Source organism: Musicola paradisiaca NCPPB 2511 (genome assembly GCF_000400505.1).
GTDB lineage: Bacteria > Pseudomonadota > Gammaproteobacteria > Enterobacterales > Enterobacteriaceae > Musicola > Musicola paradisiaca.
This window is the reverse complement of record NZ_CM001857.1, coordinates 1,486,955-1,504,448: the sequence shown is the minus strand read 5'-3', so window position 1 is coordinate 1,504,448 and position 17,494 is coordinate 1,486,955. Positions and strand designations below refer to the sequence as shown.

Genomic DNA, 17,494 nt, shown 5'->3' with positions numbered 1-17,494 from the left:
CCCAGACAGATATCACCGTTCACAAAACCACTTGGCTGTTTGTCAACCGCCTCTCACCTCCCCCCTCCTGCGGTGATTTGTGATAGTCTGCGTGCAACGGAATTCAGGGTGGATGATGCGCCATGTCACTGAAACAGATTGCAAAAACGCTGGGTCTGTCGGTCACGACCGTCAGCCGGGCGCTGAACGGTTACGATGACGTAGCCGCCGAGACGCGCCTGCGGGTAGAAGAAGAAGCGAGACGGCTCGGTTATCGCCCCAATATTTTCGCCCGCCGCCTGAAAATGGGCCGCATCGATGCAGTCGGGCTGGTGTTCCCGCAGCAACCCGCGCCGCTCAGCAATACGACCTTTATGGAGATGGTGGCGGAGATCAGCCATGAATTGTCGAAACAGGAGATCGATCTGCTCCTGATCGCCGACGAGGAACAGGCCGACCATCATGCGTTCCTGCGCATGATTGAAAGCCGCCGGGTGGATGCTTTGATTGTCGCCCACACCCTGCAACAGGATCCACGCCTGCAATACCTGCAATCGATCCGCTTTCCGTTTCTGGCGCTCGGACGCAGCGACCTGCCGTCACCCTATGCCTGGTTCGATTTCGATAATCAGGCCGGCACCGCACTGGCCACCCGTCACCTGATCGCGCTCGGCCATCGTCATATCGCCTTTCTCGGCGAACACCACCCCCAATCGTTCATTGCCCAGCGCCGAGCGGGTTATCTGGATGCACTGGCTACCGCCGGTATCGCCCGGCGCGATGAGCTGCTGCGCCAGGTGGCGCCATCGCGCCGGGAAGGCTACCACACTACGTTGCACTGGTTGGCGCTGCCGCAGCCACCCACCGCTATCGTCACCGATGGCAGTACGCAAGGAGAAGGCGCAGCGCTGGCATTACGCGACAGCGGCCTCTTGCAGGGTGAACAGGCCGTATCGTTGATCGTCTATGACGGTCTGCCCGCCGATTCGATGGTGGAGATACCGGTTACAGCCATTACACAAGCCACCCGTGCGCAAGTGGGGCAGCAAATCGCCCACATGATGTTTCGTCTACTGGCGGGAGACGCCCCCGCGTCGTTGCAGGTATTGTGGCAACCGCAACTGCACGCCGGGCTTACCGCCAACCCGCCGCCAACACCGGCTGAATAGACTCGCCAGTCGATACGTCCGCATCATCGCGTTCATCGTTCGCTTTTTAACCCGATCACAAAACCAAAACGTTTCGGTTTTCATCCGAAACGTTTCGGAATACAAGTAGCCTCATCAATCGTTCAGGAGGATGGGGATGGAAACAACGCTGGTTCGTCTCGCCAGCCCGGTGACGGACGTGATTGTCCGCTGCCGGCCAGCGGCGGAAATACTGTATTGGGGGCCGCATCTGGCGGCATTCTCGCCGCAGGATGTGGACAGCCTGTCGCGGCCGGTGCCGAACGGTCGACTGGATGTGGATGTGCCGGTGACGCTGGCGGCGGAAACCGGACGCGGGCTGTTCGGCTCGCCGGGGATCGAAGGCCATCGCAACGGCCTCGATGCCTTTGCGGTGCTGACTACCGTTGAGGTGCGGCAACCCGACCCGCAGCAACTGGTTGTCGTGGCGGAAGACTCGCAGGCCGGCCTGCGCCTGACCACCGAATTACGGCTGCACGCCGACAGCGGGGTACTGCAACTGCGTCACGGTCTGACCAACCTGCATCCTGGCGATTGGCAGGTACAGCGGCTGGCGCTCACGCTGCCGCTGCCGGAGTCGGCGGCCGAGGTGATGGCGTTTCACGGCCGCTGGGTGCGTGAGTTTCAGCCACATCGGGCGCTGTTGGCGCACGGCAGTCTGGTGCAGGAAAACCGCCGCGGACGGACGTCGCACGAATATTTTCCGGCGATGATCAGCGGTGAGCCGGGGTTTGCCGAGCAGCATGGTCGGGTATGGGGCGTGCACCTCGGCTGGAGCGGCAATCACCGGCTGCGCGCGGAAGTGAAAACCGACGGCCGACGGCTGTTGCAGGCCGAAGCGCTCTACCTGCCCGGCGAAATCGCGCTGGCGCAGGGGGAGTCCCTGACCACGCCGTGGCTGTACGCCGCCTGCTCCGGGCAGGGCCTGAATGGCATGAGCCAGCAGTTTCACCGGTTTTTGCGTCAGGAGATCATCCCTTTTCCGCGTGCTTCAGCGCGCCCGGTGCACCTCAACACCTGGGAAGGGATCTACTTCGAGCATGACCCGGCCTACATCATGCAGATGGCGACCCAGGCGGCGGCGCTGGGCGTTGAGCGTTTCATTATCGATGATGGCTGGTTTCGTGGCCGCGATCATGACCGCGCCGCGCTCGGCGACTGGTACGTGGATCCGCACAAATACCCACAAGGGCTGATGCCGGTGATAAACCATGTCCGATCGCTGGGCATGGAATTCGGTATCTGGGTGGAACCGGAAATGATCAACCCGGACTCCGATCTCTATCGCGCCCACCCGGACTGGCTGCTGGCGCTGCCCGGCTACCTTCAACCGACTGGCCGCTACCAGTATGTACTCGACCTGTCCCACCCCGAGGTATTCGATTATCTGCTGATGCGTCTGAGCTGGCTGTTGGGTGAGCACCCTATCGACTACGTGAAATGGGATATGAACCGCGAACTGGTGCAGCCGACGCATCAGGGGCGGGCGGCGGCCGACCGTCAGACACAGGCGTTTTATCGTCTGCTTGATGTGCTGGGCGAACGCTTCCCGCAGGTGGAGTTCGAATCCTGCGCCTCCGGCGGCGGGCGCATCGATTATGAGGTGCTGCGGCGCTGCCACCGCTTTTGGGCGTCCGACAATAATGACGCGCTGGAGCGGCAGACGATTCAGCGCGGCATGAGCTACTTCTTTCCGCCCGAAGTGATGGGCGCGCACATCGGTCATCATCGTTGCCACGCCACTGGACGTCGGCACAGCATTGCCTTTCGCGGCCTGACGGCACTGTTCGGCCATATGGGCATCGAGCTGGATCCGGTGCGCGCCGATGCGCAGGAGCAGGACGGCTTTCGCCATTACGTGGCATTGCACCAACGCTACCGCACGCTGCTGCACACCGGCTGCCTGTGGCGGGTCGACATGTCGGACGCCACGACGCAGGTACAAGGGGTGGTCAGCGACGATCGCGCCCAGGCGCTGTTTCTGGTGGCCCAACTGGCGATGCCGGAGTATGCGCTGGCCGGCGTGCTGCGTTTCCCCGGACTGGACTTGCAGGCGCGTTACCGGCTGAGCGTGGTGGATCATCCTGACCTGAAACCGGTGATTGACGGCGGCAGCACTATGCGCCAGTTACCGGCGTGGATGGCGTCACCGACCGAATTCAGCGGCGAATGGCTGATGAACGCCGGATTGCGCTTACCCATTCTTAACCCGGAAACGGCGCTACTGTTGGCGTTAGATCGTCTGTAGTACGGCGGGAGCGAACACCCTCCCCCACTCTGCCACCCTTAAGGATAATAATATGGACATCAGTCACGCTACCCCGCGCGTCATCACTCCGCGATATAACCGTAACTTCTGGATTTTCGGTCTGTTCTTTTTTCTGTACTTCTTCATCATGGCGACCTGTTTTCCGTTTCTGCCGATCTGGCTGGCGGAGGTGATCGGCCTAAACAAAACCCAGACCGGCGTGGTGTTTTCCGCCATTTCGCTGTTTGCCATCCTGTTTCAGCCGCTGATGGGTGTGCTATCAGATCGTCTGGGGTTGAAAAAACACCTGTTATGGGTGATCGCTATCCTGCTGTTTTTGTTCGCGCCGTTCTTTCTGTACGTGTTCGCGCCGCTGCTCAGGATCAACAGCCTGTTGGGGGCGCTGGCGGGCGGGGTTTACATCGGGCTGCTGTTTTCCGCCGGTTCCGGCGCGGTGGAAGCTTACATCGAGCGCGTCAGCCGCCAGAGCAATTTCGAGTATGGCAAGGCGCGTATGTTCGGCTGTCTTGGCTGGGGATTGTGCGCTTCTACAGCGGGCATATTATTTAACATCAACCCGGCGCTGGTGTTCTGGATGGGATCCGGTGCGGCAGTGATGCTGCTGGTGTTGCTGCTGATAGCCCGCCCCGAGCCGCACCCGACGGCGCAAGTAATGAACGCGCTGGGGGCCAATCAACCTCAGATGACGCTGAAAATGGCAGTTCGGGTGTTTGGCGATCGCAAGTTATGGATGTTTGTGCTGTACGTGGTCGGGGTCGCCTGCGTGTACGATGTGTTCGACCAGCAGTTCGCCAACTTCTTCAAATCGTTTTTCGCCACCCCGCAGCAGGGCAATCAGGTATTTGGCTTTGCCACCACGCTTGGCGAACTGGCTAATGCCATCATCATGTTCTGCTCGCCGTGGATCATCAACCGCATCGGAGCCAAAAACACGCTACTGGTAGCGGGAGCGATCATGACGGTGCGTATCGGCGGTTCGGCGTTCGCCACCACCGTGGTGGAGGTGGTGGCGCTGAAAATGCTGCATGCGCTGGAGGTGCCGTTTCTGCTGGTGGGCGCGTTCAAGTACATCACGACCATCTTCGACACCCGGCTGTCCGCGACTATCTATCTGATTGGTTTTCAGTTCGCCAAACAGTCGGCCGCGATTTTCCTGTCGGCAATAGCGGGGAATTTGTATGACCGTATCGGTTTTCAACACACCTACCTGATCCTTGGCGCCATCGCTCTGACGGTGACGATTATCTCCGCGTTCACACTGTCCGGGGCGCGCGCCAACACGCAACCGGTGTATCGAGAGACGCTATCCTGATTGTTTGGGGTCGGCCCGCTACCTGATGCGGGTCGACCCCGACACGGCTTACGCATTGTCTGCCTTGTCGCGACGTTTGCGCCGGGCCGACGCATCCCCGTCATGCAGGGCCAATCCCAATAGACGTGCCAACCTGGGCATGCACGATCGCGCTATATCGCCTGCAACCGTTCCAGCGCAAACACCAACGCCGGCAATTCCTGCTGGCTCGGCGGCAACAGCGGCAACGGCGGAAGGCTGTCGATCAGCCCCAGATGATGCGCGGCGGCGTACATCCAGCGCAGGCTGCCCTGCTGGCGGAACAGTTGCCATAACGGTTCGAACGCCGCATTGATACGGGCCGCCTCATGCGCGTTGCCTTCCCGCGCCGCCTGCAACAATTTGCGCGCCTGATGGGGAAACAGCCCCGCCGCCACGCTGTACCAACTATCGGCACCCGCCAGCAAGGCATCTGCCGCATACCAGTCACCGCTAAAACCGATGGAAAATCGCGGCGGCAATCGTGAACGCAGCAACGATAAATCGTCCGATACCGCATCGCCGCCCGGTTGTTTGAGCGCCACGATGCCCGGCTCGTCCGCCAGCCGGGCAATCAGATCATGGCTGAAGATAAAGCGAGTGGTAGAAGGATTGTGATAAATACACAACGGCAGCGGCGTCGCGCGCGCTACCGCCGCAAAATGCCGGAACACTTCTTCGTCGGTCAGCGGCGTATAGGATACCGGCGCCAGCAACACCCCGTTCGCCCCCGCGTCGGCAGCGTCTTTCGCCAGTGTGATGGCCTCATCGGTGCGCAGCGCGCCGATACCGACCACAACCGGCGACGCCCCTCGCGTCACATTGACGGCGGTTTCCACCGCACGCCGTCGTTCCTCGCGTGAAAGATAAGCATAAATGCCGGTGCTGCCCAACACGCCAATACTGTCGACGCCAGCATCAACCAATCGGCGCAATAGCATGGCGAACGCATCGGTATCCACCCGGCCTTGTTCATCGGCCGGCGTCAGAGGAAAAGCGGACAATCCATAAAATGACATCATCGTGCAGTATCCTTATGAAGTTTTAGGGTGCTCCACATCACACACCACCGATGCCATAGCCCGGTCGTGCGAATTATTGCGAACCACAGCCAGTATAGGCTCATCATAACGTCTACTCCGCCGCAGTCTCCCGTCAACAGATCAAGAAACCACAAGACACCGAAGGAAACCGAACGCCAATCGAGCGGTTTTCTCCCGGCGCCCGGGTTGACAGGATGCCGGATGCCCAGTGACTTCCCGCCCAGCCCCACGGCGTTGCGCATCGCTTTCGGAATCCTCGCTCAATATGTGCCGCGCCTATTCGCACGACATCATCGCCGGCAATTCCTCGCTTCACCCGCCGATGTCAAGCCGATGACACAAAAACAGCATACCATGACCGGTTCCGGCGCTATGCTTATCCACCATCAACGCCCTATTTATCATGTTGGAGGATCCATGCAGGATCAGACTCGGCAGCATTACTCTGCGCAAACCGGACGTTTCTTCAATACTCAACCCGTCACAACGCCGCGCATCTCGTTCTGGCAAAGCCTGTCGCTGATCTATCGGCTCGGTTTTCGCACGACAGGCCGTATTCCTGCGTCGCGACTGCCGGACATCACACCGGACATGGCCGCTTTTCTGACGCCGGATACGCACCTGAAATTCATCTGGTTCGGGCATTCGACCCTGCTGCTGAATCTGGACGACACCCGCATTCTGATCGACCCGGTGTTCTCCGCCAGCGTGTCACCGTTCAGCTTTATGTTCCGTCGTTTCCAACCGCCGGCACTGGCGCTGGAAGCACTGCCGCCTATCGACATCATCCTGCTGTCGCATGACCACTACGACCATCTGGATGAACGCACCATTCGCTTTTTCCGCCACACCGCGACTCGCTTTATTGCGCCGTTGAAAGTCGGCCAGCATCTGCGTAAATGGGGCATTGAGGCAAACCGTATCCGGGAGTTGGACTGGTACCATTCGCTGCACGACGGCGATATCACCTTCACCGCCACACCGTCGCACCACTTTTCCGGCCGCAGCCTGAGCGGACGCAACCGAACGCTGTGGGCCTCCTGGGTGATTCAGGGTAAAACCGAACGGATTTTCTTCAGCGGCGACTCCGGCTATGGCAGCCATTTTCGGGAGATCGGTGAGCGCTTCGGGCCATTTGATCTGGCCTTTATGGAAAACGGCCAGTACAACCAACGTTGGCCGGATTCCCACATGCACCCGGAACAAACGGTGCAGGCCGTGCAGGACGTGCGCGCCCGCCAGTTCATGCCGATCCACTGGGGAATGTTTACCCTCTCGCTCCATACGTGGGACGAGCCGGTGCAGCGCACCAGCCGGTTGGCTCAGGCGCAAGGATTGGCGCAGCTCACGCCGCTGCTGGGGGAAATCGTCAACCTGCGCCATCCCCCGCTCGCCAACGCCTGGTGGGAAACCCGGCTCGGCGACGCCAGACAGCCCGCGCTCACCGATACCGCCGTGCAGGATATGGAATAGCTGAGAGTTAGGGATGAAAGTAATATAACCAGAGAATGAATTAAGGACTAAATAGCCTCCGCATTGATGCTCCAATTATCATTGCGAGGCTCCAGAACTGACAGGATTTCATTCCTCACAGATACAGCGCTATTATGAGAAGCCATTTAGTAAAGATCGGCCAAGCTACTTTATTTCTCACTAACTCAGAAAAAAAGATGATATATTTTTAATATAATGAGATGCATTCATTGATAATGATTAATCTTTTTCTCCTGACAAACCTAAGTTCTATAAAAAAATATCATTTAAACATATATAATTATCGAGATAATTATGGCATTTGTAAGCGATCTAAAACTTGAAGATAATTCAACTGCAGCTTCCGCAACCGCACAAGTTACAGCCACCCGACTTGGACATGCATTAAGAGAAAGATATCAGGATTTTATTCATAAACGTGAATGCTCTGTTACTCAACCAGACTACAATATAAAGATGGCCAGTAGAGCCTTGGCTGCTTTTACTATGTTTCAATTAGGTGGCGTTGATGATCGGGAAGCTGGCGAAAGTGTTTGTGATAGCAGCAGTGATGGCGGTATTGATGGTGTATGTATTAACCACAATGAGAAAATTGTAGTTATAGTTCAATCTAAATTTAATCAGTCAGGTAGTGGAACATGGATAAAAGATGATTTTTTATCTTTTAAAGATGCATGCGAAAAACTCCAAAGTGAACAATATAATTTATTTGACGAGATACTACAAAACAAACAGGCAGATATCAGCATTGCACTTAGCTCTTTAGACTATAAATTCATCTTTGCAATGACTCACACAGGTAAAAGAGGCGCTGCAGAACAAATTCTGGATGACATGAAATCATGGCAAGTGGATTTGAATGAAGCGGCGTTAATGACAGAAAATACTCCAAATGAAGAGTTAGCCTTTCAAGTTCATCTTATTTCTGCCGAAGACATCCTTCAATGGTTACAGGCCGGCTCTAGGAATAGCATTGACTTGAAAGATGTTGAAATAGAACGATACGGTTTTATCGACAATCCACATAAAGCTTATTATGGTTTAATTAGTGGAGATCAGATCGCAGACTGGTGGAAATCTCACGGCCAAAGATTATTCACAAAAAATATTAGGAATTTGCTAGGAAAAACAGATGTCAATGAAGAAATTAAAAAAACTGCATTAACAAAACCAGATATGTTCTGGTTCTATAATAATGGCATAACGTTATTAGTTAATGAAATAGAGCCTCATAGAAGGAATGCAGCATTAGGTTCAGAAAGAGGAGTTTTTAATTTTACAGATGTAAGTGTCATTAATGGAGCACAGACAGTAAGCAGCATTGGATCATTGATCGACTCTGCAGGAGAAAATCTTTCAAAAATAAAAATCTCCGCAAGATTTATAAAAGTAAATGATGACAAAGGTGATACCATCGCCAATAGCATAACCAGGGCTAACAACCTCCAGAATAGAGTTCTCGGACGAGATTTTGCATCTCAGCAGCCAGAGCAACACAGGTTAGCCAAGGAATTAATTCTTGAAGGATACCAGTACCAACTATTAAGAACAGATGAAGACTCATTTCAAAAAAACGCCAAAACAATAGATCTTGATGAAGCGCTCAACGCTTTAGCTTGTTTAACCAAAAACAATACAATTGTTGCGACATTAAAGTTATATAGAGGCCGATTTTTTGACAACTTCGATGGTAATTTATACAAAGCGGTATTTAACCCACAAGTACCCGGAATTAGATTAATAAATGCCGTTATTCATCTTAGAATCATTGATGACCTAATTGGAAAGGAACTAACCACCATTGACAAGCTTTCAAATAGCAGAAGACATTTGATTGTCACTCACGCAAATAGATACTTTACCTCAGTATTATTAAATTCAGTTAAAAACCTCAAGTCATCAACAGATCATATCACTCCAGATATAAATGATTTAGGAACAAAGTTAATTAATTTAATCGATAGTACAGAGGAGTATATGAGTAGCAAGTATGCAAATGCATATCCAGCAAGGTTCTTTGCAAACGCAAATAAAATCGATGAGCTTTATAAAAATATTTAAAATATATCTACAATATAATTACTTTATCATGAGATAAGTATAAATAAATTTAACTGTATTAAGTTTACGCGCTAATTTTGGCGCGTTCTTTATACTTTCAACTATCACAAAAACTGTAGTTTCCGCATACAAGAACATAAGCCCCCTCCATACACGAAGTATTAAACAATAAATCAAATATTCGACATCTGATTATTATAAAAAAATAACCCTGATAACCCTGCAATATTGAAATACAGGGTTATCAGGGTTATAATTTATCGATAGCCAGGCTACGGGGTTTAAGGATGGACAGCAGGACGTTAATAGCAGAAATCAAGGCCGATGGATGGGAACTGGTAAGGGTTAACGGCAGTCATCACCATTTTACCCACCCAACCAAACCGGGATTAGTGACCATCCCACACCCGAAGAAGGATTTACCGATAGGTACGGTAAAAAGCATCAGGAAACAGGCGGGGATATGATCCCCTCTTACTTGAAGAGGCTGAATTATGTTTTATCCAATTGCAATTGAAGCAGGCGACGATACTCATGCATACGGCGTGACAGTGCCGGATCTGCCGGGCTGTTTCTCCGCAGGTGATACGCTTGATGAAGCCATCGCCAATGCTAAAGACGCGATCACCGGCCACATCGAGCTGCTGATCGAGATGGGCCAGGATATTCCTGCCGTGTCATCCGTCGGTGCGCTGGCGAAATCACCGGAGTACATCGGTTACACCTGGGCCGTTGTTGATATCGATGTCACCCGGCTGATGGGGGGGGTGGAAAAAATTAACGTCACGCTGCCGAAATCACTGATTGACCGTATCGATCGTTGCGTAGCGAGTAACCCGGAATTTAAAAGCCGCTCGGGGTTTCTTGCCCAGGCAGCGCTAGAACGAATTTCATCCCTGCGCTAACCGTCGCTGAAACCTGCCCCGGCAGGTTTTTCTCTAACATCCTCTGCATAGGCCGCTCCTAACTTGCGAGTGGCGCTGGCGCCTTTGTCGAATATCGGCATCCCCGACTGAACAACCGGCGCGCGCTTCCTTGTCATAGATCTCCATCATCAGCACGTCGACGGCGCGTCTTCCGGCGGTTTCTCGCGCCCGAACGGAATACACAATGGCGTATGGAAAAACGGGTCGGGGATGATACGGCAGTCCAGGTTGAACACCGTATTGACCAGCGCTTCGTCGAGAATCTCGGCCGGTGCGCCCTGCGCGAAAGCGGTGCGATCGTGCACCGCCACCATGTGGTCGGCGTAACGGCAAGCCAGATTAAGGTCGTGCAGCACCATAATGATGGTTTTGCCGTGCTGGCGGTTCAACTCACGCAACAAATCCAGCACCTCAATCTGGTGTGCCAGATCGAGGAACGTCGTGGGCTCGTCCAGCAGCACCACCTCGTTGTCCTGCGCCAGCGTCATCGCTATCCACACCCGCTGACGCTGACCGCCGGACAACGCATCCACCGGTCGTTCCGCCAGTTGCTGGGTGCCGGTTTGTACCAGCGCCAGGTTCACCATCCGTTCATCTTCCGGCGACCACTGCTGCAACCCGTTTTGATACGGGGAGCGCCCCAGGCTGACCAGATGTTTCACGCTAATGCCTTCCGGCGCGTCCGGCATCTGCGGCAACATCGCCAGTTCACGCGCCACTTCGGCGGTGGACTGGCGGTGGATATCCGCGCCGTTGAGGATAACCGCGCCTTTCAGTGGGCGGAGCAAACAGGAACTCTGTTCAGGGGTCATGTCGGCATTAGCCGATGCCTCAATAAAGATCAACCGCTCAACGTGGCGATGGTTGTGATTCAAACAACGGCACCGGTTTGCCGGTGATATAGCGTTGGCGCAGGCGTGCGGAGAGCACATCCATCGCCATCACCACCACCACCAGAATCAAGGTGATGAACATCACCACATCCCAGTTCCATAACCGCATGTTTTCGGCATAGACCAGGCCGACGCCGCCCGCGCCGACAAACCCCAACACCGCCGCCGAACGCACGTTCGATTCCATCTGGTACAGACTGAGCGCCAGAAACGCCGGGAATGATTGGGTGAAAATGCCGAAACGGTGCTTCTGCCAACTGTTGGCGCCGACCGCACCCAACCCGCGACTGGGCGCGCGCTCCACCGCTTCGTGCCCTTCGGCGTACAGTTTGCCGAGCAGGCCGGTATCCTGCATCAGGATCGCCAGCGCGCCGGACAACGGCCCCATGCCCACCGCCCGCACGAAAATCAGCCCCCAGATCGCCATATCGATGCCGCGTAGCACGTCCAGCAGCCGCCGCACCAGCAACGCCACCGGGCGCTGCCACGGTTCGTGCATCACATTACGCGCCGCCAGAAACGACAGCGGCAGTGCGACGAACGTCGCCGTCAGCGTCCCGGCGAATACGATGGCGATCGTGATAAATACCTGCGACAGGTAGTAGCCGAACGGCCAGTCGAGGAAATCGTGCCAGACGAACATCCGCAGAAAATAGCGGCCCAGCTCGCCCACGCCGTGCCCCCACTGCGCCAGCGTGATGCCGAACGTCGACAAAAACCACAGGTAGTAGACGACCATCGCCAACGCCAGCATGCCAATGCGCCACAGATAGCGCCGCTGCAGGGAGAACAGTTCAGCGTGTTGCTTGCGCAGCACCGCCGTATCATTACCCGCTGAGAACATAGGCCTCATGGTCATTTTTTTCCCTCTACGATTCGCTGCCGAATCCGGCCAGATAGCGTATCCAGCACCGATACCACCACGATAATCAGCAACATGGTCATACTGACCTGATCGTAACGATCCAGTTTGATATTAGTCATCAGCTCCTGGCCGATGCCGCCGGCGCCCACCAATCCGAGGATGGTGGATTGACGAAAATTGATCTCCAGCCGCATAAAGCTGTAGGACAGAAACGCCGGTTTCACCTGCGGCCACTGGCCGAAGCGCATCCGCTGCATCACGCCGGCGCCGCAAGCGGCCAGGCCGCGCACCGGTTTGTCGGAGGTGCTTTCAATCGCTTCATAAAACAGCTTGGTCAGGCTGCCGATGGTATGCAGCGTCAGCGCCAGAAATCCGGGAATTACGCCGATGCCGAACGCCATCACAAACATCACCGCCCAGGCCAGTTCCGGCATGGTGCGCAAGAATGCCACCAGTGCGCGCAAACTGATCTGCCCCCCTTGCGGAACCTGAGTATTCCCGGCGGCCAGAAACGCCAGCACCATCGATACGCCGACGGACACCAGTGTCGACGCCAGCGCCAGGTTGAGCGTCTCCCAAATCAGCGGTAACTGGATATTCAGGCGATAACCCCAATACGCCAGCGATCCTTCGGTATGCCCGTCGGCGAACAGCAGTTGCCAGTGCAGGATCGGCAAGGTTTCCGCCAGATAATCAAAGAAATGCGGAAACGAACTCCACAGCGTATAGACATTAAATTCGGACAGCTTACCCGCGCCGAGATACAACAGCGCCAGCGTCAAAGACCAGAGCAGCGTGTCGCGTTTCTGACGGGTGCGAATTTGCTGGTAATAGTGCTCAAAATCGGGATTGTGCATAAGCGGGCCGTGTGAGTGGGGGCGGGAAGCGCTTCCCTTGCGTTTTTCAGGCGGCGGATTTTCGTGCCCCGCCGCCTCGCCTGGCGCTATGGGTCAGGCCGAGCATAGTCGGCCCCCTTGCCGTATTAGCGGTTGCCTTTGGTCAGTTCACGCTTCATATCGATGATGGTTTTGTAATCATCGACCGTGGCTGGGCCGATGTGTTGCTTGCCGCCCACCGCCTTCACGAAGCAGGCGTGGTCTTCCTTATCCAGTTTGTGTACCGCGGCGATAAGCTTGGTTTTAAGATCCGCCGGCAACGCATTGCTCACCAACACCGGGCCGTTCGGGATCAACGGCGATTGCCAGATGATACGGATTTGCTTCATCAAATCCGGATGATCCATGCGAATCAGCCGGCCGAACGCGCCGCTGGTGTAACCGCTGTTGTAATCGCCGATCATGGATGCCCAGGTCACTGCGCCATCGAACTGGCCGTTCAGCACCCCGAGAATGTCCTGCTCATGGCCGCCGGAGAAGGTCACGCTGGAAAAGAAGTTGTTGTATTTATCGTCCGGCGAGCCGCCGAATTTCTCTTTAAACGCATGGTTGGGGATCAGGTAGCCGGAGGTAGAATCCGGGTCGGCAAAACCGAACGCTTTGCCTTTCAGATCTTCCAGCTTCTGGTACGGGCTGTCCGCCTTGACCACCACCACCGAGTGATAACCGCGCGACTGGTCGGCGTCATCCACCACGATCCCCATCACATCCACCGCGTTCGGATCCTTGAGGTAGACCGAGGCGAACGAGGACGGCGACATGCTCAATACCAGATCGATCTTCTTGCCCAGCAGCCCCTGGATCACCCCAGCGTAATCGGAAGCGTTGCGCAGCTGGGTATCCACATTCAGTTCTTTGTCCAGAAACTGTTTCACACACTGGTTATCGCCGATCTGCTGGGTCGCATTCTGGCCGCCCAGAATTCCCAGATTCAGCTCCCGCGGCGCAGCCTGAGCAAAAGAACCGGCGGTCAGTACCGCACCCGCCAGCAGCGTAGTCATCACGATATTTTTCTTCATGGGTTCTGCCTGTTGTTATGTAGTGTTTAACGAGTCATTAAATGACAGGGGGGTGTAAAAAATCAGTGAACCTGATGGATCTCGTCGCCGTACAGCGTTTGCAGCAGACCGTCGCTCAGCCCGGATGGCGCGCCGTCAAAAACGATGCGCCCCTGCGCAATGCCGATGACGCGGGTGCAATAACTTTTGACCAGCTCGACCGAATGCAGGTTGACGACCACAGTGATGCCGTTTTCGCTGACCTGACGCAGCACATCCATAATGCGGCGGGTGTTTTTCGGATCGAGAGAGGCGACCGGCTCGTCCGCCAGCAGGATGCGCGGGTTCTGCATCAGCGCCCGGCAAATGGCGACGCGCTGCATCTGCCCGCCGGAGAGATGCTCCGCGCGCTGCAACGCCTGCGGCAGCAGGTTCATCCACTGCAACAGCCCGATGGCGTGGGCGCGGTCTTCGTCGGAGAAGAGTTTGAAAAAGGATTTCAACGTAGAGGTTTGGCTCAACCGGCCCAATAGCACGTTGGTCAGCACATCCAGGCGCGGCACCAGACAAAAATCCTGGAAAATCATGCCGCACTCGCTGCGCCACTGGCGCATATCGCGCCCGCCGAGTTGCAGAATGTCCTGCTGGTCGTGCGCAGCGCGATAACGCAGGATCTGCCCGGCGTTGGCCGGCAGGGTACCGTTCATCACATGCAGCAGGGTGGATTTCCCGGCGCCGGAACGGCCAATCACCGCCACCATTTCACCCGCGCACAGATCAAAACTGATGCCGTCCAACACCGGGTTGCGCTGTCCCGCGTAAGCCTTACTTAACTGACGCACCGACAAAACGTTGTCCGGCGCGAACGCCCTGGGTTCACTCTGTGGGCTGATTTCGGGTTCCAACAGTGCCTGAGACATGAGCCTATTCCCGCTAACTGAACAATGGCTGTTATTAAGAGCACCGCAGATGAAAATTTGATGACGGGTTTATGATTAAAAAATGAACTCACTGACGTTCCATGTGATTATCGCCGCTGCTCAACCCGAACGGCGGCGTACACTGAACCACGCGATCGGTACTGCCATCAATACCAGCGCCGCAGCCGTCTGAAACGTTGTGCGCATCCCGCCGGATACCGCTTCGGCACGCGCCGTCATATCCAGCGTCGACGCCAGATCGACCGAGCTCGCCTGCGCAAATAACGCCCCCATCACAGCCGCGCCGGTGATCAACCCCAGATTACGCGACAGATTCACCATGCCCGACACCAGGCCGCGTTGGGTGGCATCCACGTTTTTCATCAATGAGGTGTTATTCGCGGTTTGAAACAGCGCATACCCGGCGGTGAGGCTTAACAGCGGCAGAACGTAGCCAATAATACCGGCTGAATACGGCATGACCGACAGCGTGCCACACCCGAGAATGATCAACATCAACCCCAGCATGGTCATGCGCATCGTCCCGGCGCGATCCACCCAACGCCCCGCCACTGCGCCGGTCAACGCGGCGGTTAACGGCCCAGCGGACATCACCAGCCCGGTTTGGGTGGCATCCAAACGCAAGGCATGACGCAGATAGAATGGGCCGACCACCAGCGTGGTCATCATCACGACAGCCACCAACAGGCTGGTCGCCAGCCCACCGCCCATCACCGCAGAACGCAGCATACCAGGCTGAATCAACGGGTTGGCGGTGTGCGTCTCCACCCGGATAAACCCGAACAGGCCGACAATCGCCGCCGACAGCAGCCACGGCCGGGTTGCGCCCATAACGTCTACGTCCGGCGTCATCGCCAGCGCATAAGCCACCAACGTCCCCACCAGCCACAGCGTTCCCGCCAGGTCAAACCCGGTTGTCTGCGCATCCGGCGACATGGCCGCTACCGGCAGACGCCGGGCCGCCAGCCATAACGCCAGCAGACCCAACGGCACATTGATCAGAAACAGCGACGGCCACCCCGCATATGCCAGTAAGACGCCGCCTAACGTCGGCCCCAGCGCAGTGCCGACGGCCGACATCGCCCCCAACTGACCGATCGCACGCCCCAACGACGCCTTATCGACCGTCTCCCCGACCAGCGCCAGCGTCATCGCCATCATGATTGCCGCGCCCAGCCCTTGAGCGATCCGTGCCGCGATCAACATGGCGAGGTTCGGCGCCAGCCCACATCCCAGCGAAGCCAGCGTAAACCACACAATACCGGTCGACAGCCAGCGCCGACGGCCGAACATATCCCCCAGACGCCCGACGCCGATTACCGTAGCGGTCAGCGCCAACAAGTAGGCGATCACCACCCACTGCACCTGCGCCAGCGGCGCCTGAAACGCCAGCATGAATTCAGGCAACGCGATGTTGGCAACGCTGGTGCCCAGCGAGGACAGCAGAGAAGACAGAGAGAGACTGATAAATGCGCCGCCGCCAGTCTGCGGGGCGGCACGGGACGAAGCAGTCAGGGGCATCATAGATAAACCTCGTGGGGTATGTATTCCATAGCCTATGACGCCACATCATCAGGCGGAAGACGCACGACATGCAGTACAATCGTGCATGTCACGCCCTATATCAGGCCATAGCTGCAGGCCACAACAGCTAGCAGGATGTCATCATGTCAAAACCGGATCTGAATCTTCTGAGTACGCTTCATGTTTTGCTGGAAGAAGGCAGCGTCGCGCAGGCCGCCCGACGCTTGCAGTTAAGCCCGTCGGCCATGAGCCGGGCACTGGCTCGACTGCGTCACACCACCGGCGACCCGCTGCTGGTTCGCGCCGGACGCCGACTGGTTCCCACTCCGCGGGCGTTGATACTCCGTGAACAGGTCGGGCAACTGGTGCTGGAAGCACAGGCGGTGTTGCGCCCGGCGGAACAACTCGACCTCGGTCGCTTGACGCGCACGTTCACCCTGCGCAGCCGCGATGGCTTTGTCGAGAACTTCGGCGCGGCGCTGATTACGCGCATCAGCCGGGAAGCCCCCGGCGTAAAGCTGCATTTTGTACAGAAATGGAACAAGGATCCGCAACCGCTACGCGACGGCAGCGTCGATTTGGATATCGGCGTGGTAGGCGAGACGACCAGCCCGGAGTTGCGCGCCCGCGCCCTGTTTCAGGATCGCTTTATCGGCGTCGTTCGCGCAGGCCATGCCTGGTGCGACGGCCACATGACCCCGCAGCGCTATGCCGCCGGGCAACATATTCAGGTATCACGCCGCGGCGATTCTCCCCATTACCTCGACGACGCCATGAACGCGATCGGGCTGACGCGGACGATTGTCACCTCCGTCAGCAACTTCTCCGCCGCACTGGCGTTGGCCAGGCAGTCGGATCTTATTGCCACGGTGCCCGAATACCATACCCGCAATCTGCGCCACGGGTTGTTCGGTTTTCCGCTGCCGGTTCCTCTGGCCGATATGACGGTATCGATGCTGTGGCACCCGCGTATGGACGGTGATCTCGCTCATCGCTGGCTACGTGATTGCTTACGGGCGGTGTGTACCGATGATCCGGCACGTCCCCACATCGAATAAAGACGTCGTCGGGCGGCGGTGCGCCGCCGT

Annotated in this window: 15 protein-coding genes; 8 read left to right on the top strand and 7 right to left on the bottom strand. The window is 56.4% G+C overall.

Going from position 1 to position 17,494, the window contains the following annotated elements:
• Nucleotides 1-122 precede the first annotated feature (122 nt).
• The 3 genes from DPA2511_RS06835 to DPA2511_RS06825 all read left to right on the top strand — a co-directional run bounded on the left by DPA2511_RS06835 (nt 123) and on the right by DPA2511_RS06825 (nt 4,747).
• Nucleotides 123-1,148, top strand: a complete 1,026-nt coding sequence (locus DPA2511_RS06835; protein WP_012764951.1) for a LacI family DNA-binding transcriptional regulator — start codon at nt 123-125, stop codon at nt 1,146-1,148.
• 136 nt (nt 1,149-1,284) lie between these two features.
• Nucleotides 1,285-3,414: an alpha-galactosidase gene (locus DPA2511_RS06830; RefSeq protein ID WP_012764950.1), complete on the top strand. Its 2,130-nt coding sequence runs from the start codon at nt 1,285-1,287 to the stop codon at nt 3,412-3,414.
• A 52-nt stretch (nt 3,415-3,466) separates the two neighbouring features.
• A complete protein-coding gene (locus DPA2511_RS06825; protein ID WP_012764949.1) occupies nt 3,467-4,747 on the top strand; it encodes an MFS transporter in 1,281 nt (426 codons plus the stop codon).
• Between the two features lie 152 nt (nt 4,748-4,899).
• Here DPA2511_RS06825 and DPA2511_RS06820 read toward each other — a convergent pair whose 3' ends face one another.
• Nucleotides 4,900-5,787, bottom strand: coding sequence for a dihydrodipicolinate synthase family protein (locus tag DPA2511_RS06820; RefSeq protein WP_012764948.1), 888 nt, complete (start codon nt 5,785-5,787; stop codon nt 4,900-4,902).
• Between the two features lie 438 nt (nt 5,788-6,225).
• Between DPA2511_RS06820 and DPA2511_RS06810 the strand changes: the two genes are divergently transcribed.
• The 4 genes from DPA2511_RS06810 (at nt 6,226) to DPA2511_RS06795 (ending at nt 10,268) form a co-directional block, all read left to right on the top strand.
• Nucleotides 6,226-7,281, top strand: a complete 1,056-nt coding sequence (locus tag DPA2511_RS06810) for an MBL fold metallo-hydrolase (protein ID WP_012764946.1) — start codon at nt 6,226-6,228, stop codon at nt 7,279-7,281.
• Between the two features lie 315 nt (nt 7,282-7,596).
• Entirely contained in the window at nt 7,597-9,363 is a 1,767-nt protein-coding gene (locus DPA2511_RS06805) for an AIPR family protein (RefSeq protein WP_012764945.1), read from the top strand.
• Nucleotides 9,364-9,650: 287 nt separating this feature from the next.
• A complete protein-coding gene (locus DPA2511_RS22700; RefSeq protein ID WP_012764944.1) occupies nt 9,651-9,830 on the top strand; it encodes a type II toxin-antitoxin system HicA family toxin in 180 nt (59 codons plus the stop codon).
• Nucleotides 9,831-9,857: 27 nt separating this feature from the next.
• On the top strand, nt 9,858-10,268 hold the full coding sequence (locus tag DPA2511_RS06795) for a type II toxin-antitoxin system HicB family antitoxin (RefSeq protein ID WP_012764943.1): 411 nt from the start codon (nt 9,858-9,860) through the stop codon (nt 10,266-10,268).
• Between the two features lie 149 nt (nt 10,269-10,417).
• Here DPA2511_RS06795 and DPA2511_RS06785 read toward each other — a convergent pair whose 3' ends face one another.
• The 6 genes from DPA2511_RS06785 to DPA2511_RS06760 form a co-directional block, all read right to left on the bottom strand.
• Complete coding sequence (locus DPA2511_RS06785) at nt 10,418-11,164, bottom strand: ABC transporter ATP-binding protein (RefSeq protein ID WP_012764942.1); 747 nt, start codon at nt 11,162-11,164, stop codon at nt 10,418-10,420.
• A complete protein-coding gene (gene phnE, locus DPA2511_RS06780; RefSeq protein WP_023638205.1) occupies nt 11,139-12,026 on the bottom strand; it encodes a phosphonate ABC transporter, permease protein PhnE in 888 nt (295 codons plus the stop codon). Before phnE (DPA2511_RS06780) ends, DPA2511_RS06785 begins: the two co-directional genes overlap by 26 nt.
• A gap of 11 nt (nt 12,027-12,037) precedes the next feature.
• Nucleotides 12,038-12,904 carry a phosphonate ABC transporter, permease protein PhnE gene (gene phnE / locus DPA2511_RS06775; RefSeq protein ID WP_012764940.1) on the bottom strand — a complete coding sequence of 289 codons (867 nt, stop codon included), beginning with the start codon at nt 12,902-12,904 and terminating at the stop codon, nt 12,038-12,040.
• 125 nt (nt 12,905-13,029) lie between these two features.
• Nucleotides 13,030-13,962, bottom strand: coding sequence for a phosphonate ABC transporter substrate-binding protein (gene phnD, locus DPA2511_RS06770; RefSeq protein ID WP_012764939.1), 933 nt, complete (start codon nt 13,960-13,962; stop codon nt 13,030-13,032).
• Between the two features lie 62 nt (nt 13,963-14,024).
• Complete coding sequence (gene phnC / locus DPA2511_RS06765; RefSeq protein ID WP_012764938.1) at nt 14,025-14,861, bottom strand: phosphonate ABC transporter ATP-binding protein; 837 nt, start codon at nt 14,859-14,861, stop codon at nt 14,025-14,027.
• Nucleotides 14,862-14,981: 120 nt separating this feature from the next.
• Entirely contained in the window at nt 14,982-16,406 is a 1,425-nt protein-coding gene (locus DPA2511_RS06760; protein ID WP_012764937.1) for an MFS transporter, read from the bottom strand.
• 143 nt (nt 16,407-16,549) lie between these two features.
• Between DPA2511_RS06760 and DPA2511_RS06755 the strand changes: the two genes are divergently transcribed.
• Nucleotides 16,550-17,464 (top strand): LysR family transcriptional regulator, encoded by a 915-nt coding sequence (locus tag DPA2511_RS06755; protein WP_012764936.1) that lies wholly within the window; start codon nt 16,550-16,552, stop codon nt 17,462-17,464.
• The last annotated feature ends 30 nt before the right edge of the window (nt 17,465-17,494 follow it).

Excerpts from the sequence above, each read along its gene's own strand:
- DPA2511_RS06805 (WP_012764945.1), top strand. The coding sequence starts at position 7,597 with ATGGCATTTGTAAGCGATCTAAAACTTGAAGATAATTCAACTGCAGCT.
- DPA2511_RS06810 (WP_012764946.1), top strand. The coding sequence starts at position 6,226 with ATGCAGGATCAGACTCGGCAGCATTACTCTGCGCAAACCGGACGTTTC.
- DPA2511_RS06755 (WP_012764936.1), top strand. The coding sequence starts at position 16,550 with ATGTCAAAACCGGATCTGAATCTTCTGAGTACGCTTCATGTTTTGCTG.
- DPA2511_RS06835 (WP_012764951.1), top strand. The coding sequence starts at position 123 with ATGTCACTGAAACAGATTGCAAAAACGCTGGGTCTGTCGGTCACGACC.
- phnC (WP_012764938.1), bottom strand. The coding sequence starts at position 14,861 with ATGTCTCAGGCACTGTTGGAACCCGAAATCAGCCCACAGAGTGAACCC.
- phnE (WP_012764940.1), bottom strand. The coding sequence starts at position 12,904 with ATGCACAATCCCGATTTTGAGCACTATTACCAGCAAATTCGCACCCGT.
- DPA2511_RS06795 (WP_012764943.1), top strand. The coding sequence starts at position 9,858 with ATGTTTTATCCAATTGCAATTGAAGCAGGCGACGATACTCATGCATAC.
- phnE (WP_023638205.1), bottom strand. The coding sequence starts at position 12,026 with ATGTTCTCAGCGGGTAATGATACGGCGGTGCTGCGCAAGCAACACGCT.
- DPA2511_RS06830 (WP_012764950.1), top strand. The coding sequence starts at position 1,285 with ATGGAAACAACGCTGGTTCGTCTCGCCAGCCCGGTGACGGACGTGATT.
- DPA2511_RS06820 (WP_012764948.1), bottom strand. The coding sequence starts at position 5,787 with ATGATGTCATTTTATGGATTGTCCGCTTTTCCTCTGACGCCGGCCGAT.
- DPA2511_RS06760 (WP_012764937.1), bottom strand. The coding sequence starts at position 16,406 with ATGATGCCCCTGACTGCTTCGTCCCGTGCCGCCCCGCAGACTGGCGGC.
- DPA2511_RS06825 (WP_012764949.1), top strand. The coding sequence starts at position 3,467 with ATGGACATCAGTCACGCTACCCCGCGCGTCATCACTCCGCGATATAAC.
- DPA2511_RS22700 (WP_012764944.1), top strand. The coding sequence starts at position 9,651 with ATGGACAGCAGGACGTTAATAGCAGAAATCAAGGCCGATGGATGGGAA.
- phnD (WP_012764939.1), bottom strand. The coding sequence starts at position 13,962 with ATGAAGAAAAATATCGTGATGACTACGCTGCTGGCGGGTGCGGTACTG.